Annotated in this window: 26 protein-coding genes and 1 pseudogene; 16 read left to right on the forward strand and 11 right to left on the reverse strand. The window is 48.2% G+C overall.

The features are described from left to right. Positions 1 to 42: 42 nt before the first annotated feature. On the forward strand, positions 43 to 924 hold the full coding sequence (ptrR, locus tag A9180_RS18105; protein ID WP_064529960.1) for a putrescine utilization regulator PtrR: 882 nt from the start codon (positions 43 to 45) through the stop codon (positions 922 to 924). Positions 925 to 1,012: 88 nt separating this feature from the next. Further along, positions 1,013 to 2,203 carry an L-arabinose MFS transporter gene (ydeA, locus tag A9180_RS18110; protein WP_064529961.1) on the forward strand — a complete coding sequence of 397 codons (1,191 nt, stop codon included), beginning with the start codon at positions 1,013 to 1,015 and terminating at the stop codon, positions 2,201 to 2,203. Between the two features lie 152 nt (positions 2,204 to 2,355). On the opposite strand, the gene marC is transcribed toward ydeA, so the two are convergent. Further along, positions 2,356 to 3,021 carry an NAAT family transporter MarC gene (gene marC, locus A9180_RS18115; protein ID WP_064529962.1) on the reverse strand — a complete coding sequence of 222 codons (666 nt, stop codon included), beginning with the start codon at positions 3,019 to 3,021 and terminating at the stop codon, positions 2,356 to 2,358. 210 nt (positions 3,022 to 3,231) lie between these two features. On the opposite strand from marC, the gene marR reads away from it, so the two are divergent. The 3 genes from marR to marB are packed head-to-tail and all read left to right on the forward strand — an operon-like array spanning position 3,232 to position 4,320. Next, positions 3,232 to 3,666, forward strand: a complete 435-nt coding sequence (gene marR, locus A9180_RS18120) for a multiple antibiotic resistance transcriptional regulator MarR (RefSeq protein ID WP_000843411.1) — start codon at positions 3,232 to 3,234, stop codon at positions 3,664 to 3,666. Positions 3,667 to 3,687: 21 nt separating this feature from the next. Continuing rightward, positions 3,688 to 4,071 (forward strand): MDR efflux pump AcrAB transcriptional activator MarA, encoded by a 384-nt coding sequence (marA, locus tag A9180_RS18125; protein WP_000091195.1) that lies wholly within the window; start codon positions 3,688 to 3,690, stop codon positions 4,069 to 4,071. Between the two features lie 30 nt (positions 4,072 to 4,101). After that, positions 4,102 to 4,320: a multiple antibiotic resistance protein MarB gene (gene marB, locus A9180_RS18130; RefSeq protein WP_064529963.1), complete on the forward strand. Its 219-nt coding sequence runs from the start codon at positions 4,102 to 4,104 to the stop codon at positions 4,318 to 4,320. Positions 4,321 to 4,350: 30 nt separating this feature from the next. Here the strand turns inward: marB and eamA are convergent, their stop codons facing one another. Further along, positions 4,351 to 5,250: an O-acetylserine/cysteine exporter gene (gene eamA, locus A9180_RS18135; RefSeq protein ID WP_064529964.1), complete on the reverse strand. Its 900-nt coding sequence runs from the start codon at positions 5,248 to 5,250 to the stop codon at positions 4,351 to 4,353. A gap of 194 nt (positions 5,251 to 5,444) precedes the next feature. On the opposite strand from eamA, the gene ydeE reads away from it, so the two are divergent. Continuing rightward, positions 5,445 to 6,632 carry an efflux MFS transporter YdeE gene (gene ydeE / locus A9180_RS18140; protein ID WP_064529965.1) on the forward strand — a complete coding sequence of 396 codons (1,188 nt, stop codon included), beginning with the start codon at positions 5,445 to 5,447 and terminating at the stop codon, positions 6,630 to 6,632. Positions 6,633 to 6,672: 40 nt separating this feature from the next. Here the strand turns inward: ydeE and A9180_RS18145 are convergent, their stop codons facing one another. Next, positions 6,673 to 7,068, reverse strand: a complete 396-nt coding sequence (locus tag A9180_RS18145; RefSeq protein WP_064529966.1) for a rhodanese-like domain-containing protein — start codon at positions 7,066 to 7,068, stop codon at positions 6,673 to 6,675. A 94-nt stretch (positions 7,069 to 7,162) separates the two neighbouring features. Between A9180_RS18145 and ftrA the strand changes: the two genes are divergently transcribed. The 3 genes and pseudogenes from ftrA to A9180_RS24640 all read left to right on the forward strand — a co-directional run bounded on the left by ftrA (position 7,163) and on the right by A9180_RS24640 (position 8,440). Beyond that, entirely contained in the window at positions 7,163 to 8,134 is a 972-nt protein-coding gene (ftrA, locus tag A9180_RS18150; RefSeq protein ID WP_123057968.1) for a transcriptional regulator FtrA, read from the forward strand. A 107-nt stretch (positions 8,135 to 8,241) separates the two neighbouring features. Then, positions 8,242 to 8,337 carry a protein MgtS gene (gene mgtS / locus A9180_RS18155; protein ID WP_064529968.1) on the forward strand — a complete coding sequence of 32 codons (96 nt, stop codon included), beginning with the start codon at positions 8,242 to 8,244 and terminating at the stop codon, positions 8,335 to 8,337. Further along, a pseudogene (locus A9180_RS24640) lies at positions 8,337 to 8,440 on the forward strand (hypothetical protein). Before mgtS ends, A9180_RS24640 begins: the two are co-directional and overlap by 1 nt. 114 nt (positions 8,441 to 8,554) lie before the next feature. On the opposite strand, the gene A9180_RS18160 reads toward A9180_RS24640, so the two are convergent. Next, on the reverse strand, positions 8,555 to 9,445 hold the full coding sequence (locus A9180_RS18160; RefSeq protein ID WP_064529969.1) for a diguanylate cyclase: 891 nt from the start codon (positions 9,443 to 9,445) through the stop codon (positions 8,555 to 8,557). 395 nt (positions 9,446 to 9,840) lie between these two features. Beyond that, on the reverse strand, positions 9,841 to 11,886 hold the full coding sequence (gene dcp, locus A9180_RS18165) for a peptidyl-dipeptidase Dcp (protein WP_064529970.1): 2,046 nt from the start codon (positions 11,884 to 11,886) through the stop codon (positions 9,841 to 9,843). A gap of 136 nt (positions 11,887 to 12,022) precedes the next feature. Here dcp and ydfG point away from each other — a divergent pair, with 136 nt between their 5' ends. The 3 genes from ydfG (at position 12,023) to ydfZ (ending at position 13,922) form a co-directional block, all read left to right on the forward strand. Then, positions 12,023 to 12,769 carry a bifunctional NADP-dependent 3-hydroxy acid dehydrogenase/3-hydroxypropionate dehydrogenase YdfG gene (gene ydfG, locus A9180_RS18170; protein ID WP_064529971.1) on the forward strand — a complete coding sequence of 249 codons (747 nt, stop codon included), beginning with the start codon at positions 12,023 to 12,025 and terminating at the stop codon, positions 12,767 to 12,769. Positions 12,770 to 12,857: 88 nt separating this feature from the next. Continuing rightward, entirely contained in the window at positions 12,858 to 13,544 is a 687-nt protein-coding gene (gene rspR / locus A9180_RS18175; protein ID WP_064529972.1) for a DNA-binding transcriptional regulator rspR, read from the forward strand. Positions 13,545 to 13,718: 174 nt separating this feature from the next. Continuing rightward, a complete protein-coding gene (gene ydfZ, locus A9180_RS18180) occupies positions 13,719 to 13,922 on the forward strand; it encodes a putative selenium delivery protein YdfZ (protein WP_000214710.1) in 204 nt (67 codons plus the stop codon). A 39-nt stretch (positions 13,923 to 13,961) separates the two neighbouring features. On the opposite strand, the gene A9180_RS18185 is transcribed toward ydfZ, so the two are convergent. The 5 genes from A9180_RS18185 to A9180_RS18205 all read right to left on the reverse strand — a co-directional run bounded on the left by A9180_RS18185 (position 13,962) and on the right by A9180_RS18205 (position 19,727). After that, on the reverse strand, positions 13,962 to 15,422 hold the full coding sequence (locus tag A9180_RS18185; protein ID WP_064529973.1) for a mannitol dehydrogenase family protein: 1,461 nt from the start codon (positions 15,420 to 15,422) through the stop codon (positions 13,962 to 13,964). Positions 15,423 to 15,510: 88 nt separating this feature from the next. Beyond that, a complete protein-coding gene (gene ydfJ / locus A9180_RS18190) occupies positions 15,511 to 16,878 on the reverse strand; it encodes an MHS family MFS transporter YdfJ (RefSeq protein ID WP_074399636.1) in 1,368 nt (455 codons plus the stop codon). A 57-nt stretch (positions 16,879 to 16,935) separates the two neighbouring features. Beyond that, positions 16,936 to 17,955 carry a Zn-dependent oxidoreductase gene (locus A9180_RS18195; protein WP_064529974.1) on the reverse strand — a complete coding sequence of 340 codons (1,020 nt, stop codon included), beginning with the start codon at positions 17,953 to 17,955 and terminating at the stop codon, positions 16,936 to 16,938. Positions 17,956 to 17,966: 11 nt separating this feature from the next. Continuing rightward, a complete protein-coding gene (gene rspA, locus A9180_RS18200; protein WP_064529975.1) occupies positions 17,967 to 19,181 on the reverse strand; it encodes a starvation-sensing protein RspA in 1,215 nt (404 codons plus the stop codon). Positions 19,182 to 19,400: 219 nt separating this feature from the next. Continuing rightward, complete coding sequence (locus tag A9180_RS18205) at positions 19,401 to 19,727, reverse strand: YnfA family protein (protein ID WP_064529976.1); 327 nt, start codon at positions 19,725 to 19,727, stop codon at positions 19,401 to 19,403. A 134-nt stretch (positions 19,728 to 19,861) separates the two neighbouring features. On the opposite strand from A9180_RS18205, the gene A9180_RS18210 reads away from it, so the two are divergent. Beyond that, entirely contained in the window at positions 19,862 to 20,203 is a 342-nt protein-coding gene (locus A9180_RS18210) for a DUF1283 family protein (protein WP_064529977.1), read from the forward strand. A gap of 34 nt (positions 20,204 to 20,237) precedes the next feature. Then, positions 20,238 to 20,798 (forward strand): spermidine N1-acetyltransferase, encoded by a 561-nt coding sequence (gene speG / locus A9180_RS18215; protein WP_064529978.1) that lies wholly within the window; start codon positions 20,238 to 20,240, stop codon positions 20,796 to 20,798. Between the two features lie 2 nt (positions 20,799 to 20,800). On the opposite strand, the gene A9180_RS18220 is transcribed toward speG, so the two are convergent. Beyond that, a complete protein-coding gene (locus A9180_RS18220; protein ID WP_074399638.1) occupies positions 20,801 to 21,511 on the reverse strand; it encodes a YnfC family lipoprotein in 711 nt (236 codons plus the stop codon). 106 nt (positions 21,512 to 21,617) lie between these two features. On the opposite strand from A9180_RS18220, the gene A9180_RS18225 reads away from it, so the two are divergent. After that, on the forward strand, positions 21,618 to 21,923 hold the full coding sequence (locus A9180_RS18225) for a DUF1161 domain-containing protein (RefSeq protein WP_064529980.1): 306 nt from the start codon (positions 21,618 to 21,620) through the stop codon (positions 21,921 to 21,923). Positions 21,924 to 22,171: 248 nt separating this feature from the next. Beyond that, on the forward strand, positions 22,172 to 24,598 hold the full coding sequence (gene ynfE / locus A9180_RS18230; RefSeq protein ID WP_064529981.1) for a selenate/tellurate reductase subunit YnfE: 2,427 nt from the start codon (positions 22,172 to 22,174) through the stop codon (positions 24,596 to 24,598). Positions 24,599 to 24,600: the final 2 nt, after the last annotated feature.

Consider the following 24,600-nt stretch of genomic DNA (forward strand, 5'->3'; position numbering starts at 1 on the left):
AATGAATAATATTAAGTCACTTGTTCACGAATCGAGAATGCCATGGATCTTACCCAACTGGAGATGTTTAACGCCGTTGCCGAAGCCGGCAGTATTACCCAGGCGGCAGCAAAAGTGCATCGTGTGCCATCTAACCTGACTACCCGTATCCGCCAGCTGGAAACAGAACTCGGCGTTGAACTGTTTATTCGCGAGAATCAGCGTTTACGTCTCTCTCCTGCCGGGCATAATTTTTGGCGCTATAGCCAACAAATTCTCGCATTGGTCGACGAAGCGCGAAATGTTGTTGCTGGCGATGAACCACAAGGCTTGTTTTCTCTCGGTTCGCTGGAAAGCACCGCAGCGGTACGCATCCCCGCTACACTGGCAGAATTTAACCGTCGTTATCCGAAAATTCAGTTTTCCCTTTCCACCGGCCCTTCCGGAACTATGCTGGACGGTGTACTTGAGGGAAAACTGAATGCGGCATTTATTGATGGTCCGATTAACCATACAGCCATTGACGGGATGCCGGTGTACCGCGAGGAGTTGATGATCGTTACGCCGCAAGGGCATACACCCGTTACCCGCGCCAGTCAGGTTAATGGTTGTAATATCTATGCCTTCCGCGCTAACTGCTCATATCGACGCCACTTTGAGAGCTGGTTTCATGCCGACGGTGCAGCGCCGGGGACAATTCATGAGATGGAGTCATACCACGGTATGCTGGCCTGTGTAATCGCCGGGGCAGGAATTGCGCTTATTCCCCGTTCCATGCTGGAAAGTATGCCGGGGCATCATCAGGTTGAAGCCTGGCCATTGAGTGAACAATGGCGTTGGTTAACAACATGGCTGGTCTGGCGTCGTGGCGCGAAGACTCGTCAACTTGAGGCGTTTATTGCACTCCTTGACACGTCGCTGGAACAGCATGAAGCGGAAAAATGAGACGTAGATCACAAAGTCATTGTATTCACATCATTAACCGTTTTAAGATCATTTCATCACCTTTTCGCAACTCACCCGATAATCTGTTATGACAACAAACACTGTTTCCCGCAAAGTGGCGTGGCTACGGGTAGTTACGCTGGCAGTAGCCGCCTTCATCTTCAATACTACTGAGTTTGTCCCTGTTGGCCTGCTTTCTGACATCGCACAAAGTTTCCATATGCAAACCGCACAAGTGGGTATCATGCTGACCATTTATGCGTGGGTGGTGGCGCTGATGTCGCTACCTTTTATGCTAATGACCAGTCAGGTTGAACGTCGCAAATTGCTGATCTGCCTGTTTGTGGTGTTTATCGCCAGCCATGTGCTGTCGTTTTTATCGTGGAGCTTTACCGTTCTGGTAATCAGTCGAATCGGCGTGGCTTTCGCACATGCTATTTTCTGGTCGATAACGGCGTCTCTGGCGATTCGCATGGCGCCTGCAGGTAAACGAGCGCAGGCGTTGAGTTTAATCGCTACCGGTACAGCACTGGCAATGGTATTAGGCTTACCCATTGGTCGAATTGTGGGGCAATATTTCGGTTGGCGAACTACGTTTTTTGCCATCGGTGTTGGGGCGCTTATCACCCTGTTATGCCTGATCAAGTTGCTTCCATTACTCCCCAGCGAGCATTCCGGGTCGTTGAAAAGTCTTCCGCAACTGTTCCGCCGCCCGGCATTGATGAGCATTTATTTGTTGACGGTAGTGGTGGTTACCGCGCATTACACGGCATACAGCTATATTGAGCCTTTTGTGCAAAACGTAGCTGGGTTCAGCGCCAATTTTGCCACGGCATTGCTGTTAATGCTCGGAGGCGCAGGCATTATTGGTAGCGTCATATTTGGCAAGCTCGGCAATCAGTATGCGTCTACGCTGGTGAGTACGGCGATTGCGCTGTTACTGGTGTGTCTGACGCTACTGTTACCTGCGGCGAATAGTGAGATGCACCTCGGCGTACTGAGCGTTTTCTGGGGGATTGCGATGATGATCATCGGCCTTGGGATGCAGGTAAAAGTGCTGGCGCTGGCACCGGATGCTACTGACGTTGCGATGGCGCTATTTTCTGGGATATTTAACATTGGTATCGGCGCCGGGGCGCTGGTGGGTAATCAGGTGAGTCTGCACTGGTCGATGTCGATGATTGGCTATGTTGGCGCGGTGCCTGCTCTCGCTGCGTTAATATGGTCAATCGTCATATTCCGCCGCTGGCCTGTGAAACTCGAAGAACAAACACGGTAGTTTAAAGACCCGAACAGGCCGCTTTGTTCGGGTCGGTAAATACAAAAGTACGCAAACTCAATACATTGCAGAGATTACGTAGGCCTGATAAGCGTAGCGCATCAGGCAATGTTGCGTTTGTCATCTGTCTCAAAGACCCATTCGGGTCTTTTTTAATGGTAAGTTTTAATAATTTCCAGGATGCCATTAATAATAAACTGCACCCCCATACACACCAGTAAGAAGCCCATCAGGCGGGAGATCGCTTCAATTCCCCCCTTACCCACCAGACGCATAATTGCGCCAGAGCTACGTAGACTTCCCCACAAAATGACCGCAACCAGAAAAAAGATCAGCGGCGGCGCAACCATCAATACCCAGTCCGCGAAGGTTGAACTCTGACGTACTGTGGACGCCGAGCTAATGATCATCGCAATGGTCCCCGGTCCGGCGGTACTTGGCATTGCCAGTGGAACAAAGGCGATGTTGGCACTGGGTTCGTCTTCCAGCTCTTCGGATTTGCTTTTCGCCTCAGGTGAGTCAATCGCTTTTTGCTGGGGGAAGAGCATGCGGAAACCAATAAAAGCGACAATTAAGCCGCCAGCAATACGCAGACCGGGAATCGAAATCCCGAATGTGTCCATCACCAGTTGCCCGGCATAGTACGCCACCATCAAGATGGCAAAAACATATACCGAGGCCATTAATGACTGACGATTACGTTCGGCGGTGTTCATGTTTCCCGCAAGCCCGAGAAACAACGCTACGGTAGTTAACGGGTTAGCTAACGGCAATAACACCACCAGCCCCAGGCCTATCGCTTTAAACAATTCTAACATTGGTGGTTGTCATCCTGTGTCGCTAGTTATCTGCGAAAAGTATAAAGGGTAAACAAAGAGAAAGTTTCACTCTTTAACTAATCTTGCAGCACACTGCGCAATACTTGAACCGATTTAGCAAATAGTGGCATCCAGGGATTCATTTGTTTGACTTATACTTGCCTGGGCAATATTATCGCCAGTAACTAATTACTTGCCAGGGCAACCATTGTGAAAAGTACCAGCGACCTGTTCAATGAAATCATCCCATTAGGTCGCTTAATCCATATGGTTAATCAGAAGAAAGACCGTCTGCTTAACGAGTATCTGTCACCACTGGATATCACCGCGGCACAGTTTAAGGTGCTCTGCTCTATCCGCTGCGCTGCGTGCATTACTCCAGTTGAGCTGAAAAAGGTCCTTTCGGTTGATCTTGGCGCGCTGACCCGCATGTTGGATCGCCTGGTCTGCAAAGGCTGGATTGAGCGGTTGCCGAACCCAAATGACAAGCGCGGCGTGCTGGTAAAGCTCACCACCAGCGGCGCAGCGATTTGTGAACAATGCCATCAACTGGTTGGCCAGGACCTGCATCAAGAATTAACAAAAAACCTGACGGCGGACGAAGTGGCAACGCTTGAGCATTTGCTTAAGAAAGTCCTGCCGTAAACAAAAAAAAGAGGTATGACGATGTCCAGACGCAACACTGACGCTATTACCATTCATAGCATTTTGGACTGGATCGAGGACAACCTGGAATCACCACTTTCACTGGAGAAAGTGTCAGAGCGTTCAGGTTATTCCAAATGGCACCTGCAACGGATGTTTAAAAAAGAAACCGGCCATTCATTAGGTCAATACATCCGCAGCCGTAAGATGACAGAAATCGCGCAAAAGCTAAAAGAAAGCAACGAGCCAATCCTCTATCTGGCAGAACGTTATGGTTTCGAGTCACAGCAAACGCTGACCCGTACCTTCAAAAACTACTTTGATGTTCCGCCGCATAAATACCGGATGGCTAATATTCAGGGCGAATCGCGCTTTTTACATCCATTAAATCATTACAATAGCTAGTTGAAACGTGACAACGTCACAGAGGCAATCATGAAACCACTTTTATCCGCAATGGTAACCGCGCTTATGGTCTTTTCTGCGCAGGGCTTTGCGGAACAAACCACGCAGCCGGTCGTTATTCCCTGTGGTGATGAAGTGATTGTTCCCCCATCGCAGGAACAACCACCGTTCGATTTAAATCACATGGGTACAGGCAGTGATAAGTCGGATGCGCTGGGCGTGCCCTATTATAATCAGCACGCTATGTAGTTAATTCTGGCCCCGATATCTCGGGGCTTGTTAGCCTCTCACCTTCACCGCTTTACGCCACCGCAAACCAAACACATTGATATACAGTCCGGTCATAATGAGCACGGCCCCTAAGAATTGCAGACCTGTTAAGCGTTCATCCAGCAGTACAGCTGCACTTGCCAGACCGACTACCGGTACCAGTAATGATAATGGTGCGACACGCCATGTCTCATAGCGTCCAAGCAGCGTACCCCAGATCCCGTAGCCAACTATCGTCGCCACAAATGCCAGATACATCAACGCCAGAATGGTGGTCATGTCGATAGTAACCAGACTGTGAATCATTGTTGCGGAACCATCGAGAATGAGCGAGGCAGCAAAGAACGGAATTATTGGGATTAATGCGCTCCACACTACCAGTGACATCACCGCCGGACGGGATGAATGAGACATGATCTTTTTATTGAAGATATTGCCACTCGCCCAACTAAATGCTGCTGCCAGGGTCAAAATAAAACCGAGCATCGCCACATGCTGACCGTTAAAGCTATCTTCGATTAACACCAGTACGCCAAAAATCGCTAACGCAATCCCCGCCAGTTGCTTACCGTGCAGCCGTTCGCCAAAAGTAAAAGCACCGAGCACGATAGTAAAAAATGCCTGAGCCTGTAAGACCAGCGAGGCCAGACCTGCTGGCATACCGAAGTTAATGGCGCAGAACAGAAAGGCAAACTGCGCAAAACTGATGGTTAAACCATACCCCAGCAGCAAATTCAGCGGTACTTTCGGTCGTGCTACAAAAAAGATTGCCGGAAAGGCGACCAGCATAAAACGCAAACCGGCCAGCATCAGGGGTGGCATGTTATGGAGCCCCACTTTGATGACCACAAAATTAAGCCCCCATACAACGACGACTAATAGCGCCAACAACCCATCTTTCCGCGACATTTTCCCGCCTATGAATTTTCATTTTTTGTCAGCAATCAACTTAGCTGAATTTACTTTTCTTTAACAGTTCATTCGTTAATCACCGTTTACCACGGCATTAATGGCAAATAAGTCACTATACTTCGGATTTTTGCCATGCTATTTCTTTACATCTCCAAAACAAAACATAACGAAATGCACTGTCGGACAGCCAAATGAACTTATCTCTGAGACGCTCTACTTGCGCCCTTCTCGCCTCGTCGTTGTTATTAACTATCGGACGCGGCGCCACGCTGCCATTTATGACTATTTACTTGAGTCGCCAGTACAGCCTGAGTGTCGATCTCATTGGTTATGCGATGACAATTGCGCTCACTATTGGCGTCGTTTTTAGCCTCGGTTTTGGTATTCTGGCGGATAAGTTCGACAAGAAACGCTATATGTTACTAGCAATTACGGCCTTCGCCAGCGGTTTTATTGCCATTCCCCTGGTAGACAGCGTCACGCTGGTGGTGCTGTTTTTCGCGCTCATCAACTGCGCCTATTCCGTTTTTGCCACCGTATTGAAAGCCTGGTTTGCCGACAATCTTTCATCCACCAGCAAAACGAAGATCTTCTCGATCAACTACACCATGCTCAACATTGGCTGGACCGTCGGCCCGCCACTCGGCACGCTGTTGGTCATGCAGAGCATCAATCTGCCCTTTTGGCTGGCAGCTATCTGCTCTGCGTTTCCCATGCTTTTCATTCAAATTTGGGTAAAGCGCAGCGAGAAAATCATCGCCACAGAAACAGGCAGCGTCTGGTCGCCAAAGGTTTTGTTACGGGATAAAGCGCTGCTGTGGTTCACCTGCTCTGCCTTTCTGGCTTCTTTCGTGAGCGGTGCCTTTGCCTCTTGTATCTCGCAATATGTGATGGTCATAGCAGATAGTGGCTTTGCTGAAAAAGTGGTCGCAGTGGTCCTGCCTGTTAATGCCGCGATGGTGGTTACGTTGCAGTATTCCGTTGGGCGGCGTATTAACCCGACCAACATCCGCGCACTAATGACGGTAGGCACACTCTGTTTTGTCATCGGTTTGGTCGGTTTTATTTTTTCCGGAAACAGCCTGCTATTGTGGGGAATTTCAGCCGCGGTATTTACTGTTGGTGAAATTATTTATGCTCCTGGCGAGTACATGTTGATAGACCATATTGCGCCGCCTGGAATGAAAGCCAGCTATTTTTCCGCTCAGTCATTAGGCTGGTTGGGTGCAGCGGTAAATCCATTAGTGAGTGGTGTTGTGCTTACCACCCTCCCGTCTTCCTCGCTGTTTATCATCCTGGCGTTAGTCATCATTGCCGCGTGGGCGCTGATGTTAAAAGGTATTAACGCCAGACCCCAGGGGCAGCCAGCACTCTGTTGACGGACGTGCCGTGCCACTACTGGCACGGCTTTGCTAATCATTATTCTGAGGCAAAGGCATAGCCTTCATCTTCCCAGCCGGTTACCCCGCCGAGCATGATTTTAACCGGCTTTCCGAGTCGAGCTAGTTTGAGCGCCGCACGATCTGCGCCATTACAATGTGGCCCTGCGCAATACACCACAAATAGAGTATTGTCCGGCCATTCGGCCATTCTCTCTGCGGTCATTTGCTTATGGGGCAGATGGATCGCACCAGGAATATGCCGACGCGCAAAGTCCTCTTCACGTCCAACCACATGAAGTAGAACGAAATCATCGCCAATGTAAGCCAGAGAGTCATGAACATCGGCGCAATCCGTTTCGACGCTCAAGCGTGCGAGAAAATGCGCCTCAGCAACTTCCGGCTTCGCTGTGGTAAATTCAGTGACATAACGCATAGTGCTTTTTCCTTTTGGTTTGTTGTGTTAACAATAATGTAACCAATCTACTTTTCACTGACCGCCTCCCGATATGCCAGAAAAGAGCAAAATGATGACAACGTTACAACGTCCGCTGGTCGTTGCACTGGCTTATGACGGGCTATGTACTTTTGAATTTGGCGTAGCCGTTGAAATATTCGGCCTGCCACGACCGGAACTGGGCGATAACTGGTATCGTTTTGCCGTTGCTGCGGTAGAACCTGGTGCGCTGCAAGCCACCGGGGGGATCCACGTGGTTGCAGATGGAGGGCTGGAGTTATTGCCCAACGCCGATATGATTATTGTTCCTGGCTGGCGCGGAATAGATGCAAAAGTGCCAGAGATGCTATGTCAGTCATTACGCGAGGCACACCAGCGCGGTACTCGCCTGGTATCGATATGCTCTGGCGTGTTTGTCCTTGCTGCCGCGGGCCTTCTTCACCAGCGAAAAGCGACCACCCACTGGCGCTACACTGAACAACTCCGGCACCGTTACCCTTCAATCAGCGTAAGTGACAATGTGTTATATCAGGATGAAGGACAAGTGATGACCTCCGCTGGAAGCGCTGCGGGGATCGATCTGTGTTTACATATCGTGCGCAAAGATTTTGGCCATGAGATTGCTAATAATGTCGCCCGGCGACTGGTCATTCAGCCACATCGCCAGGGGGATCAACCACAAAATCTGACGCGCCCAATGGCCTCACCGCGTGAAAGCCAGACGTTAGGTGCATTATTCGACTTTTTGCAGCAGAATCTGGCACAAACACATACAGTGTCTTCCCTCGCTGAACGGGTAAATATGAGTCCGCGCACTTTTTTAAGACGTTTTGAAGCGTTAACCGGCATGACACCCGCCCGCTGGCTGCTCAATGAGCGCTTAATACGAGTACAAGATTATCTGCAAAATTCGGCTTTTAACATCGATAAAATTGCCGAGCTGACGGGTTTTGGCAATTCAGCGTTATTGCGTCATCACTTTCATCAACGTTTTTTATTATCTCCTTCGCAATATCGCAAAAACAGCCGTTCCCCATCACAATAACCGCCTGATTCAGCCTTTGTTTAGGTAACCTCTGCTAATATCTTTCTCATTGAGATAAAAATTAAGGTAAGCGAGGAAACACACCACACAATAAACGGAGGAAAAGAATGTTGGGTAATATGAATGTTTTTATAGCTGTACTGGGAATAATTTTATTTTCTGGTTTTCTGGCCGCATATTTCAGCTACAAATGGGATGACTAATGAACGGAGATAATCCCTCACCTAACCGGCCCCTTGCTACATTTGTGTGCAAGGGGCCTGATTTTCTGACGGCGAAAAAAAACCGCCAGTAAACCGGCGGTGAATGCTTGCATGGATAGATTTGTGTTTTGCTTTTACGCTATCAGGCATTTCTCTGCGCTGGTAACGGTTCTTTGACACAGTAGCATCATTTTTCTCAATGAATGTTAAACGGAGCTTAAACTCGGGCAATCACACTCCGCTCGTCAATAAACATGCAGCGATTTCTCCCGGTCTGCTTGCCTTCGTACATTGCTCTGTCAGCCCTTCCAATAACCAAATCCAGCGGTTCTTCAGGAAATGCGCGGCTCACGCCAGCGGTCACTGTTATCTGGATATGTCCGCCAGGGTACGCTATCGCATGGTTATCGACTAACTGACAAATACGTACCCCGGCACGACACGCCTCATCATCATTTTGCGCTTTGATGATAATAATAAACTCTTCACCACCATAGCGATAAACCGTATCGTAGTCACGCGTCCAACCGGCTAAGTAAGTAGCCAGGCTCCGTAAAACCACATCACCAATTAAATGCCCGTAGGTATCATTAACCAATTTAAATCGGTCTATATCCAGCAGCATTAAATAAAGATTCAATGGTTCAGCATTACGTAATTGGTGATCAAAGGATTCATCAAGCACCCGACGACCCGGTAATCCCGTTAATACATCCATATTGCTACGCATAGTCAGCAAATAAATTTTGTAATCTGTTAATGCGGCGGTAAAAGAAAGCAACCCTTCCTGAAATTCGTCAAAATGAACTTCCTGCCAACGATTTTCGACAATAGCCAGCATTAATTCCCGACCACAGTTATGCATATGCTGATGAGTAGAATCTATTATCTGAACGTAGGGTAATTCATCACTATCTAGTGGTCCAAGATTATCAAGCCACCGACCAAACTGACACAGTTCATAAGAATGGTTATCCGTAATTTCTGGCTGACTGGTATCCCTGGCAACCACGCTGTGAAACATGTTGACAAGCCACTGGTAATGGGCATCGATAGCTTTATTCAGATCTAACAAGATGGCATCGATTTCCGTTGTCTTCTTGTGCATTGCCACTCCTTATTCACTGTTCCTTATGTACGTCATTCTAACGGGAGAAAAGAAAACTTATGTCAATATTTTCATAGAAATCCTAATCAGGTGTGATGTTAAAGATAACATGGTGATTTAGAACTAAATCATCAGAAAAAAAGTGTTTAACTCTGTAATTGCCTCCGCACATTCGCTGATAAAACGAGCAGGAATAACGACAATTAACTTCACCGCTCTTATCGCGGAAAACATAACATTTATTAAGTAATGATAATTATCATCAACAACATGGTATTGCAGAATAAATAATAAATTTACGATACCTACCCGGTCACAGGTTATTATCGATAAACATTTACAGCGGCATGAATTTGTAAGCCGGATTGCAGTCAATCCGACTCACTCTTGCAAAATTATACGTTCAAGCCGCGGTGTTGCAGCATCGGTGTAATCTGTGGTGCCTTACCTCGCCATTGGCGATACAGGCGTTCTAAATCTTCGCTATTACCTTTGGAAAGGATAGCCTCGCGAAAACGTTGCCCATTTTCACGCGTTAAACCGCCCTCCTCGACAAACCATTGATAACCATCGTCTGCCAGCATTTGCGTCCACAGATATGCGTAGTAACCTGCCGCATATCCACCGCCAAAAATGTGGGCAAAATAACTGCTGCGATAACGCGGCGGTATCGCGGGAAGATCCATGTTTTCCGCCGCCAGCGCCCGAAGTTCGAAATCGTCCACGTCCTGCCGTGCTTCATTCTCTTCCAGACAATGCCAGCGCATATCAAGAAGCGCAGCGCTAAGTAACTCGCTCATCTCGTAGCCTTTATTGAACAGGCTGGCATTGCGCATTTTCTGTTGTAACTCTTCCGGCATGGCTTCTCCGGTTTGGTAATGCCTCGCATAGCGAGAGAATACCTGCGGATTTGTCGCCCAGTGTTCGTTAATTTGTGAAGGGAATTCGACGAAATCACGCGGCGTGTTGGTGCCAGAAAGCGTCGCATAACGTTGACTGGCAAAAAGACCGTGCAGCGTATGACCAAACTCATGGAATAAGGTTATAACATCGTCCCACAATAACAATGCAGGTTCGCCTGTCGTTGGTTTCTGATAATTGCAAACATTATAAATAACGGGACGTGTCTCATTGAGCGTGGATTGCTCAACAAAATTCCCCATCCACGCGCCGCCGCTTTTGGAATCACGGGCGAAGAAATCACCGTAAAATAGCGCAAGACCAACTCCGTTATGGTCAAATATTTCCCATACGCGCACATCGGGGTGATAGACCGGTATATCAAAGCGCTCGACAAATTTAATGCCGAAAAGCTGATTAGCAGTCCAGAATACCCCCTCATTCAACACGGTGTTCAATTCGAAATAAGGTTTGAGCTGCGCTTCATCGAGACAGAATTTCTCGCGTCTTACCTGCTCGGCATAAAATGCCCAGTCCCACGGCTGGGCGCTAAATCCGCCTTGCTGCTTTTCGATAACCGCCTGAATAGATGCCAGTTCATCGTCTGCTCGCTTACGTGCGGCCGGGACAATTTCACGCATGAAGTTAAGTGCTGCTTCGGGTGTCTTTGCCATCTGGTCGGCGATTTTCCACGCGGCATAATGAGGGAAACCAAGCAGTTTCGCCTGCTGTGCGCGGATCTCCACCAGCCGTTGAATAATGGCACGAGTATCGTTAGCGTCATTTTTTTCTGCCCGCGTCCAGCCCGCAGTAAACAGTTTTTCACGCGTCGTGCGATCGCGCAGTTCAGCAAGCGCCGGTTGCTGGGTGGTATTCAGCAGTGGGATAAGCCACTTGTTATCCAGATCTTTCTCGCGCGCCGCCTCCGCCGCCAGGGCAATATCTTGCTCACTCATCCCCGCCAGTTGCCCAATATCGTCAACCACCAGCCCACCGGATTTGTTCGCGGCTAATAACCGCTGGTTAAACTGACTGATAAGGGTCGCCGCTTCTGTATTCAGCACTTTTAATTTTGCTTTATCGGCTTCTGCAAGTTTGGCCCCGGCAAGAACAAAACGTTGATGAATCACCTCGATCAATCGAATGGATTCGCTATCAAGACTCAGTGTTCCACGGCGCTGCCAGATGGCATCTACCCGAGCGAACAATTCGCCGTTCAGGTAAATGTCATTAGCCAGTTCCGCAAGTTCCGCCGAGAACTGTTCATCAAGACGCTGTAATTCATCGTTGGTATGCGCCGAGGTCATAGCAAAGAAGACGCTGGTCACACGTGTGAGTAATTCCCCGCTCTTTTCAAGAGCCAGAATAGTGTTAGTAAAATCGGGCGTCTGTGGGTTTAACGCTATTGCTTCTATCTCAACCCGCTTTTGCCGCATCCCCTCGTCGAATGCCGGGCGATAGTGATGAATTGCAATCTGATCAAAATGGGGCGCCATATAAGGCAGCGTGCTCTGCGTAAGAAAAGGATTCGTCGTTGACATTTTCTACTCCTGAAAACGAGGTGTTCCATAGCGTAGGCTTACTGATAACGGAGTGCAATCTTGCAAACCAGTATTACCTGCTCTTAAGCATCACGTGCTATGTTAGTGACACACAAAAGCGTTGAGGAACAGTGAGATGATCGTTTTAGTAACTGGAGCAACGGCAGGTTTTGGTGAATGCATTACTCGTCGTTTTATTCAACAAGGGCATAAAGTTATCGCCACTGGCCGTCGTCAGGAGCGGTTGCAGGAGTTAAAAGACGAGCTGGGAGACAATCTGTATATCGCCCAACTGGACGTTCGTAACCGCGCCGCCATTGAAGAAATGCTGGCATCGCTTCCTGCCGAGTGGCGCGACATTGATATTCTGGTGAACAATGCTGGACTGGCGCTGGGTATGGAACCTGCACATAAAGCGAGCGTTGAAGACTGGGAAACCATGATTGATACCAACAATAAAGGCCTCGTGTATATGACGCGCGCAGTCCTGCCGGGTATGGTTGAGCGCAATCGTGGTCACATTATTAACATTGGTTCAACGGCGGGTAGCTGGCCATATGCTGGTGGCAACGTCTACGGCGCGACAAAAGCGTTTGTTCGTCAGTTCAGCCTGAATCTACGCACAGATCTGCACGGTACGGCAGTACGTGTCACAGACATCGAACCGGGGCTGGTAGGCGGCACCGAATTTTCCAATGTCCGCTTTAAAGGCGATGACGGCAAAGCAGAAAAAACCTATCAAAATACCGTCGCGCTGACACCAGAAGATGTCACTGAAGCCGTCTGGTGGGTAGCCACTCTCCCTGCTCACGTTAACATTAATACCCTTGAAATGATGCCGGTTACCCAAAGTTATGCTGGTCTGAATGTCCATCGGCATTAATTTTTATACCCGGCCTCACCGCCGGGTTATTGCTTGTCACAAAAAAGTGGTAGACTCTTGCGGTTAACCCACTCAAAAGCAAGAACGAATGACCGTCGAAACACAACTTAATCCCACACAGCCTGTCAATCAGCAAATTTATCGTATTCTTCGCCGCGACATTGTGCATTGCCTGATTGCACCTGGTACGCCGTTGTCGGAAAAAGAAGTTTCTGTTCGTTTCAATGTGTCACGCCAGCCGGTTCGCGAAGCCTTCATTAAACTAGCTGAAAACGGCCTGATTCAAATTCGCCCGCAGCGTGGCAGCTACGTCAACAAAATCTCTATGACCCAGGTTCGCAATGGCAGTTTTATTCGACAGGCCATTGAGTGCGCGGTGGCTCGGCGGGCAGCGAGCATGATTACTGAAAGCCAGTGCTACCAACTAGAGCAAAATCTTCACCAGCAACGCATTGCCATTGAGCGCAAGCAACTGGATGATTTTTTTGAACTTGATGACAACTTCCATCAACTCCTGACTCAGATTGCCGACTGTCAACTCGCCTGGGACACCATTGAAAACCTGAAAGCGACCGTTGATCGGGTGCGCTACATGAGTTTTGACCACGTTTCGCCACCGGAAATGCTGCTTCGCCAGCACATGGATATTTTCTCTGCGCTGCAAATACATGATGGTGATGCCGTTGAAAAGGCAATGGCATTGCATTTGCAGGAGATCAGCGAGTCCGTACAACTGATACGCCAGGAAAATAGCGACTGGTTCAGCGAAGAGTAATTCTTTTCCTCTCATCCCATTCGGGGTGAGAGTTCATCCCCTTCTTCTGGTTTATGCAAGCATCAAAAAAGATGTGAACTTGATCATAAACAAAAAAAAATTCACTCGACAGGAGTATTTATATTGCGCCCGTTACGTGGGCTTCGACTGTAAATCAGAAAGGAGAAAACACCTATGACGACCTACGATCGTAACCGTAACGCAATCACTACTGGCAGCCGTGTTATGGTTAGCGGCACCGGTCACACTGGCAAGATCCTGTCGATTGATACTGAAGGTCTGACCGCAGAGCAAATCCGCCGCGGTAAAACCGTAGTAGTTGAAGGTTGTGATGAAAAACTCGCGCCTCTGGACCTGATTCGTCTCGGCATGAACTAAGCGTGTGAATGCCGCCGATGGCGGCATTGCTGTCACTTATCACTTCACCGCATATTTCGCCACGGTCGCTTTCGCGCCATGCGCTAATAAAGATAAATACGCTTCCGTCACCTTTGCAATAAACAATGCATTGTTCGGCAAATCATCACCAAATATCGCATTAATCGCCATCAAGGACTGAACGCGCGCTTTCCCTTCTCCGCTACTTTGCACGGCCTTCTGAATGACCGGTAATAACGGGTCACTAATTTCGATGGGATTACCCTGCTCATCAACACCGCCGACATATCGCATCCAACCAGCGACGCCAAGCGCCAACAGATCGAACGCACTGCCCTGTGTCAGATGCCAGCGAATGGAATCCAGCATACGCTGCGGGAGTTTCTGACTGCCATCCATCGCAATCTGCCAGGTTCGATGGCGTAACGCTGGATTACTGTAGCGTTCAATCAGTCGATCAGCATAATTTTGCAGATCCACGCCCTGCACTTTCAGCGTCGGCGCCTGTTCCCGCAACATCAAGGCATGTGCCGCACGGCGATAATTTTCATCTTCCATGCAGTCGTTAATATGCTGATATCCGGCCAGATAGCCCAGATACGCCAGGAATGAATGACTGCCGTTGAGCATACGCAGTTTCATCTCTTCATAAGGCAGCACATCGCTGACCAGTTCAGCCCCTGCTTTTTGCCATTCCGGACGTCCGGCAACAAAGTTATCTTCAATAACCCACTGACGGAACGGTTCACAGGCTACACCCGCTGGATCGCGCACGCCGGTGAGCTGCTCGATTTTGTTCAACGTTTCTGCCGTTACCGCCGGGACAATGCGATCGACCATTGTCGAAGGAAAAGTCACATTCTCTACAATCCATTGCGCCAGTTCGGCATCGACAGCATGTGCATAAGAAGTGACAACGTCACGCATCATATGACCATTTTCCGGCATATTGTCGCACGACATCACCGTAAATGCCGGTAACCCTGCGGCCTTGCGCCGAGCCAGCGCCTCCACAATAACCCCGGGTGCCGTTTTCGGCTTGTGGGGATTGTTTAGATCGTCAACGATCATCGGGTGATCCAGCATTAACTGCCCGGTCGCCGGAGAGTGAAAATAGCCTTTCTCTGTAATAGTCAGAGAAACAATAGCAATTTGTGGTTCGCACATGACAGCAAGCACAGCCTCTAAACCGTCTATTTGCGCATGCAACGCTTTTTTCACTACCCCCACGACACGCGCGGTCCAGGCATCGGCCGACATTTCCGCAACGGTGTAGAGATTATCTTGCTGTTTTAGATCGGCGATTTGTTGTTCACCGCCAATCAGGTTCACTTCATAATAGCCCCAATCGCTATGATGCCCGGCAGCCAGGATATCGGCATACACGCCCTGATGCGCGCGATGAAATGCACCAAAACCTAAATGGACAATTTTGGGTGTAAGGTTATTACGATCATAAACAGGGAGTGTGGTTTTTGCTGATAACAAATTATTTCCCATGACAATTCCTTAAAATTCAATATGGCAAGCTGAATGGTTTGTTATATGAATAAAAAATCCCTCCTCACTAAGAGAAGGGGTTCTGGATTTACAGACTTGTTGAAGGTTGTGCAGCTCTTACAACGCGCGGTTGATCTTCTGCCGCATCTTCCAGCGCACTCAAATCGCGGTCTTTAACTTCTGGCATTTTCAGCGCGGAAATTAAACCGATAACGGAATAAGCCATAATCATTATCGCAATCGGATACCAGGATTCAGTCATGGTGCAGAAAATACCCGCCAGGATAGGACCAAAACCTGAGGCAATAAGACCACCAATTTCTTTAGAAATTGCCATCCGGGTAAAGCGGTTTTTACAGCCGAACATCTCTGCCATGGTAATGTTTTCCAGGGCAAATAACCCCAACACCGCACAGTTATGAATCACAATCAACGCAACCATGATGGTGCTCGGGGCATAGCTTTTATCGACGATAATAGACAGCATAGGCCACGCCAGAACAATGGCCGAAGTATTCATAATAATATAGGGAATACGACGACCAATTTTATCGGACAACCAACCCAGGAATGGAATCGTCATAAAACCGATAATTGAGCTGATCATTAAGGCATCTGTCGGAATCGCTTTATTAAACAGCAATGTCTGTACTAAATAACCTGCCAGGAATGTTTGAATCAGACCGGAGTTTCCTGCCTGCCCAAAACGAAGACCCGTTGCCAGCCAAAAAGATTTGCTCTGGAACATACTACCAGCAGGCACAGCTTTTGGCGCAGATTGCTGACTGTCATTAACCTTCTCAAAGACCGGGCTTTCTTTCAGGTTCATACGCAGCCAGATAGCAAAGACCATCACCACCACACTCGCCAGGAACGGTATACGCCATCCCCATGCCAGCAGTTCTTCTTTACTGAGAATAAAGAACATAAAAGCCCAGATTGCCGTTGCACTCAAGGTACCGCAGTTTGTTCCCATCGCGACGAACGACGAGATAATCCCGCGCTTTCCTTTCGGTGCATATTCAGCAAGCATAGTACCAGCACCAGAAATTTCCGCGCCGGCTCCCAGCCCCTGAATAATACGCAGAGTCACCAGCAAGATTGGCGCAAAAACACCAATCTGCGCATAGGTCGGCAACACGCCAATTAGGGTGGTACAGATCCCCATCATGGTGATGGTAATAAAGAGTACTTTTTTACGCCCTATTCTGTCGCCCATTTTGCCGAAAATAAATGCTCCGACAATACGTGCCACATAGCCTGCACCGTAGGTTCCCATTGCCAGAATTAACGCCATTGCGGTTGATGATTCCGGGAAAAATATTTCATGAAACACTAACGCTGCGCCGAGCGAATATAGCTGAAAATCCATAAATTCAAGCGCAGTCCCAAGCCATCCCGACACTGCTGCTTTCACCAAATCCTTAGTGCTTCTTTCGTGTTTTTCTATTGTCATAATGGATATCTCTAAATAAGAGGTAAGATGCGTACTACTTACTCGCTGTTATTGGTATTATTCAGAAAAAGTAAGTAAGACTTTGCAGCAATGTTTTTGATCCTGTTCAAATAAACTTATGGCATCAGCAACATGCTGAAAATCAAACGTGTGGGTAATTAATTTTTCTGGTTTAATTAACCCTTTGCTTAACCAGTCGATCACGACCGGGAATTTGTTGGCATTTAACCGGGAGGAGAAAATAGAAAGTTCTTTTCCGGTAATTCCCTGCTGAATGACTTCAGACGGTTCACTGGAGAAGCCCATTAATACAATACGTGCTGCCGGAGAAGCCAACGTAACCGCTTCTTTCAAAATTGACGGATGGCAAGCAGCATCAATAATTAATGTTGGTTTGATTCCTTTTTCAGCGAATATTTCGCCAAGCGGTGTCTGACCATTATTAATCGCCCAATCTGCCCCACTCTCTTTCGCTTTTTCCAGTCGTTCATCAATGCGATCGGCAACAATCACATTTTTGACGTTATAAACACCTTTTAATACCTGAACAATAGTCAGGCCAATCGGACCTGCGCCATAAACCAGCACGGTGTCATCTTCAGTAGGTTTACCGTGTCCGGTAACGTTCGCCGCAATGGTAAAAGGTTCGATCATTACCGCAAATTTATCTGCCACTGTATCGGGGATTTTCCATGCGTTTTTTGCCGGAACAACGGCATATTCACTAAAACCGCCGTCAGCGTGAACACCTAATACAGCCAGCGTTGTACAAACATTTGGTTTACCAATTGAGCACGGATAGCAATGCCCACAGCTCACTACCGGATCTACCGCAACACGCTCACCGATCCGGCTGTTTTCAATACCTTCACCGACAGCATCAATCACGCCAAAAAATTCGTGGCCAATGACGCGCGGATATTTCGCAAACGGATTATGACCGCGATAAATATGGCTATCAGAGCCGCAAATTCCGGCCAGTTTCACTTTTACCCGTACTTCACCCGCGGACGGGGTGGGAATTTCACGTTCGATAATTGCCAGTTGATTTGGTTTTTCAATTAAAATACTTTTCATTATTTTTCTCCTTACCAGTTCCACAGAGTGCCATCTTCCAGACGTGCGACTGGCAGATAAGCAGGTTCGTAGGGGTATTTTGCTGCCAGCTTTTCATCAAACTCGATGCCAAGACCCGGTTTGTCGCCCGGATGCATATAGCCGTTATCGAAGGTCCAGTTATGCGGGAAGACTTCGAGCATTTGTTCTGAATAGCCCATATATTCCTGGACACCGAAATTTGGCACCCACAGGTCAAAGTGCAGCGCTGCCGCCATGCAGACAGGCGACAAATCAGAAGGACCGTGTGAGCCAGTGCGTACCTGATACAGTGATGCGAAATCAGCGATCCGACGCATACCGGTAATGCCACCCGCATGAGTCAGCGTGGTGCGGATGTAGTCGATGAGTTGTTCTTCTATCAGCTGTTTGCAGTCCCAAATGCTATTGAAGACTTCACCCACCGCAATTGGCGTGACGGTGTGTTGGCGAATGAGACGGAAACACTCCTGGTTTTCCGCAGGTGTCGGGTCTTCCATCCAGAACATGCGATAATCTTCAATGCTTTTACCAAAGCGCGCCGCTTCAATAGGCGTTAAGCGATGGTGCATGTCATGCAGCAGATGTTCATCAAAACCAAACTTGTTACGCACCGCGTCGAACAGTTTTGGCATGAAGTCGAGATATTTTTCCGTCGACCACAACTGCTCTTCCGGCCACTGCCCTTTGGTCGCAGGTTCATAAGCCAGCCCTTTGCCTTTGGACATGCCATAGGTGGTCTTCATGCCTGGAATGCCGCACTGTACGCGGATGGCTTTGAATCCCAGTTCCTGATGACGAGCATAATCATCCAGTGCTTCATCAATGGAGTGACCGGTCGTGTGACAATAAACCATAACCCCTTCGCGAGACGCGCCACCCAGTAACTGGTAAAGCGGCATGTTGGCGGCTTTGGCTTTAATGTCCCACAGCGCCATATCAACAGCCGAAATGGCCGACATGGTGACTGGACCGCGACGCCAGTACGCCCCTTTATAGAAAAACTGCCAGATATCTTCGATACGGTGTGCATCGCGGCCTATAAGCTGCGGACAAAGGTGATCCTGCAGATAAGACGCAACGGAAAGCTCGCGTCCATTCAGTGTGGCATCGCCAAGACCGGTAATACCGTCCTCGGTGGTGATTTTTAAGGTGACGAAATTACGCCCCGGACAGGTAACAAAAACTTCAGCCCTTACGATCTTCATGTTCGATTCCTTGCATCGCTTGTCGTGATGCATGAAATCTACGCAACTGAGCTACTACCATACAAGTATAAATATTGTAAAAGGTAAGCGTGATCACAAAAATAGGCGCGTATTTACGAAGTGAATAGTTCTAAAGACAGCCAGACTTTGCTGTTATTCTGGACGACAGAAAGAGCGTATCTTATTAATAATAAAAAACATTTCTCATTCCCGACAAAATCAAGCGCGTCCCCAGCCAGCAACAATAATCAACATTCCGCACAGCGCGACCAATGCCCCTGTCCAGTCGTAGAGACTGAGTTTTACGCCATCCACAACCCGCAGCCACAGCAGCGCCGTGCAAACATAAACGCCACCATAAGCTGCATACACTCGCCCACTTGCCGCCGGATGCAATGTTAGCAGCCAGACGAAAAGCGCCAGAGAAATCCCCGCCGGAACCAGCAGCCATACGCTGGCGTTTCGTTTAAGCCACAGCCAGGGCAGGAAGCAGCCAACAATTTCACACAAGGCCGTCGCAAAAAACAGTAATGTTGTTTTAATCATCTTTGTCACTCATTGACATCATGTATATTTATGGCTCGAAATAATATCATCACCCTATACATCCTTCTGGTACGTTTTGCGTTCGCAGTGGATCGTGTAAAATCTCCTTTAAACATTCATGTAAGGAATGAATCATGAATATTACTTTCTGCAAACGGCTCGGACTGCTCGCTTTTCTGCTACCTTGCGCACTGGCATTTAGCGCAACTACTCATGCAGAAACCAATAAACTGGTGATCGAGTCTGGCGACAGCGCACAGAGTCGCCAACAGGCGACAATGGAAAAAGAGCAATGGAATGAAACTCGCAATTTACGTCAAAAAGTCAATAAACGCACCGAGAAAGAATGGGATAAAGTTGACGCCGCATTCGATAGCCGCGATAAATGCGAACAAAGTGCCAACATAAATGCCTACTGGGAACCGAACACTTTACGTTGCCTGGACCGTCGTACTGGCCGCGTAATTACCCCCTAACCTTCTATTGATATAAGGAATGTAAGGACACGTTATGACAAGCGCCCACAGTGTTAAGCTACGTCCGCTGGAGCGTGAAGATTTACGCTATGTGCATCAACTCGACAATAACGCCAGCGTGATGCGTTACTGGTTTGAGGAACCCTACGAAGCCTTTGTTGAACTCTCTGATCTGTACGATAAACATATTCACGATCAGAGTGAGCGCCGTTTCGTGGTGGAATGCGATGGTGAAAAAGCGGGTCTGGTGGAACTGGTTGAAATTAACCATGTCCACCGCCGCGCAGAATTTCAGATAATCATCTCTCCGGAATACCAGGGTAAAGGTCTGGCAACCCGCGCAGCGAAATTAGCAATGGATTATGGCTTTACGGTTCTTAATCTTTATAAGCTGTATCTGATTGTCGATAAAGAGAATGAAAAAGCGATTCACATTTACCGTAAGCTCGGTTTTACAGTCGAAGGTGAATTGATGCATGAATTCTTTATTAATGGTCAATATCGCAATGCCATTCGCATGTGTATATTCCAGCATCAGTATCTGGCGGAACATAAAACGCCTGGTCAGGCGATGCTGAAGCCGACCGCGCAATAGCGTTAATAATAATCAATGGTATTTTTGATAGTGTAAACCCGTTCGACGGCGGGTTTTACTCCCTCATCCACAATGATTAATTGGCAGTCTACCGGATTGGCGTGGCTGTCATATTCACAGGTTTGCTTAACATTACCAACTTGTTGATTATTAAGTAAAGTAACCGCCGTGTAATCAAGCTTTTTGATTGGATCATTTGACGGTGTTGCAGTGACTGATAACGTTTTGTCGTTGCTTACTGTGGTTTTACCCAGCGGATAGCCCTGTTCATCATACCGATATTCCATCTGCATCTGTTTGCTGCTGGCTTTAACCACGAAGCCATTATCATCAGTTTCCCAACTTACCCCGGCGGACGGTAATTCTGCTAACTGGCATTTACCCTGTAAACGTACTCTTTTCTCCAGTGTCTGCGCATCGCGGTAATAATTCGCATCCAGCACTAAGGCAACCACGGTATTATTTTCCAGATCCAGTAATTCAAGCGAATCGAAGCAACCCTCTTCCGATAAACTGCCTGAAACACGTTTCGTCATTTCCCCTTGTTCATTCATCAATGTCTGGGTGAAATCTTTAACCGGACCACGCAGCGGATCGAAATCAAATTCATTAGAGAAACTGGCCATCTCTGGCGTAAAAGAAAACGTTACTTCTGCGCGGTCGCATCCTGTAAGCATTATCGCAAGCAAACATGGCAGTAATTTGAAATTCACGTCAGTCACCAGGCAGTAGAGATGATTCTCAATCATAGTAGTAAATACAGTACTTTACACGTGAAATGCTATGCTTAATTAGTAATATTCATTTAAGGAGCCAATGATGAAAATCTCAACTTATTGTGCCGCGCTTATGCTCACACTGGCCTCACCCGTCGCGCTGGCCGAGCCAGATTCTTGTGAACGGATAAAGAGCGATATTTCACAGCGTATTATCAATAACGGTGTACCAGAAAGTAGCTTTACTTTAAGTATTGTGCCGAATGATCAGGTCGATCAGCCTGACACCAGGGTGGTTGGCCATTGTGCCAATGATACGCATAAAATTCTCTATAACCGCACCACCAGCGGTAACAATTCTGCCCCTGCACAACCGACTCAGGATGGTGCACCTGCCGAACCGCAGTAAAAGTATGATGGACGCTGGCGCGTCTTGTCAGGTCTACATTCTGTAACGGATCTGTAGGCTCGATAAGACGTTCGCGAGCCATCCAGCAACGTACTTCTGATGCTCTATTGTAGCCAGTTATCACTGATGCCCTTCTATTGATATGGATTAATAATTCCTAACCTAAAATGGGTAGACCCCCTATTGTTAGCACGCTAAATATTCAAAATATAAATATGTATATAACGATAGAAATCAGGGAGTGAGTTATGTCCAAAAATGAAAATCAGGTGGGCATTAGCCGCAGAACATTGGTTAAATCTACCGCTATAGGTTCACTGGCGCTTGCAGCTGGCAGTTTATCGTTGCCTTTCGCTATGCGCAGCGCAGCGGCGGCAGTACAGCAGGCCAGCGAAAAAGTTGTATGGGGGGCTTGTTCCGTCAACTGTGGCAGTCGCTGCGCGCTTCGTCTCCATGTTAAAGATAATGAAGTCACATGGGTGGAAACCGATAATACTGGCGACGACGAATATGGCAATCATCAGGTACGTGCCTGTTTGCGTGGTCGTTCTATACGTCGGCGGATTAATCATCCCGATCGGCTGAACTATCCAATGAAACGCGTAGGCAAACGCGGCGAAGGAAAATTCGAGCGTATTAGCTGGAATGAGGCGCTTGATACCATCGCCAATAGCCTGAAAAAAACCGTCGCACAATATGGCAACGAGGCTGTTTATATTCAGTACTCTTCGGGGATCGTTGGCGGAAATATGACTCGCTCTTCTCCATCAGCCTCTGCAGTAAAACGCCTGATGAACTGTTACGGTGGTTCGCTTAATCAGTATGGTTCCTACAGTACCGCGCAAATTTCCTGTGCAATGCCTTACACCTACGGAAGTAACGATGGTAACAGCACCACCGATATCGAAAACAGCAAGCTGGTGGTGATGTTTGGTAACAACCCCGCTGAAACACGAATGAGCGGCGGCGGAATCACTTACCTTCTGGAAAAAGCGCGCGAGAAATCCAACGCCAAAATGATCGTTATCGATCCGCGCTACACCGATACCGCTGCTGGCCGTGAAGACGAATGGTTTCCTATTCGTCCAGGAACCGATGCTGCACTGGTGGCAGGTATCGCCTGGGTGTTAATTAACGAAAATCTCGTCGATCAACCCTTTCTCGATAAATACTGCGTAGGTTATGACGAAAAAACCTTGCCTGCGGATGCGCCAAAAAATGGTCATTACAAGGCGTATATTCTTGGCGAAGGTGACGATAAAACAGCGAAAACACCGCAGTGGGCTTCGCAGATCACCGGTATCCCGGCGGACCGTATCGTCAAACTGGCTCGTGAGATCGGGACAGCAAAACCCGCCTACATATGCCAGGGCTGGGGACCACAGCGCCAGGCGAACGGCGAGTTGACCGCTCGCGCTATTGCTATGTTACCCATTCTGACGGGCAATGTCGGCATCAGCGGTGGAAATAGTGGCGCACGTGAATCTACCTACACAATTACCATTGAACGTTTGCCAATGTTGGATAATCCGGTCAAAACGTCAATCTCCTGTTTTAGCTGGACCGATGCTATCGATCATGGCCCGCAAATGACCGCAACACGCGACGGCGTTCGCGGCAAAGAGAAGCTGGATGTGCCGATTAAGTTCATCTGGAACTATGCCGGTAACACCCTGGTGAATCAGCACTCGGACATCAACAAAACGCATGAAATTCTGCAGGATGAGTCGAAATGCGAAATGATTGTGGTCATCGAAAACTTTATGACCTCTTCGGCAAAATACGCCGATATTTTGCTACCAGATCTGATGACCGTTGAACAGGAAGACATCATTCCTAACGATTACGCCGGTAACATGGGCTATCTCATATTCCTGCAACCGGTGACCAGTGAGAAATTTGAACGCAAACCGATTTACTGGATCCTGAGCGAGGTCGCGAAACGTCTTGGACCTGATGTGTATCAGCGATTCACCGAGGGTCGTACCCAGGAACAGTGGTTGCAGCATCTGTACGCCCAAATGGTCGCTAAAGATCCGGCACTGCCGTCTTATGATGAACTGAAAAAAATGGGGATTTACAAACGTAAAGATCCCAATGGTCATTTCGTTGCCTACAAAGCATTTCGTGACGATCCCGAGGCGAATCCCCTGAAAACGCCATCCGGTAAGATTGAAATATACTCCAGCAAGCTTGCGGAAATTGCCCGAACCTGGGAACTGGAAAAAGATGAAGTGATAAGCCCTTTGCCGGTTTATGCATCAACCTTTGAAGGTTGGGATTCACCTGAACGCAGTACCTTCCCGCTACAACTGTTTGGTTTCCATTATAAATCCCGTACTCACTCCACCTACGGCAACATCGAACTACTGAAAGAAGCCTGTCGTCAGGAAGTGTGGATCAACCCTATAGATGCGCAGAAGCGCGGCATTGCTAATGGCGATATGGTTCGGGTGTTTAACGATCGTGGCGAAGTCCGCCTGCCGGCAAAAGTAACGCCGCGCATCATCCCCGGCGTTAGCGCTATGGGTCAGGGGGCCTGGCATGAGGCAAATATGGCTGGTGATAAAATCGACCACGGCGGCTGTGTGAATACGCTGACCACTCTGCGCCCTTCACCACTTGCTAAGGGAAATCCGCAGCACACCAATCTCGTCGAGATCGAAAAGGTTTAAGG

It is taken from the genome of Escherichia sp. B1147, from assembly GCF_001660175.1.
GTDB lineage: Bacteria > Pseudomonadota > Gammaproteobacteria > Enterobacterales > Enterobacteriaceae > Escherichia > Escherichia whittamii.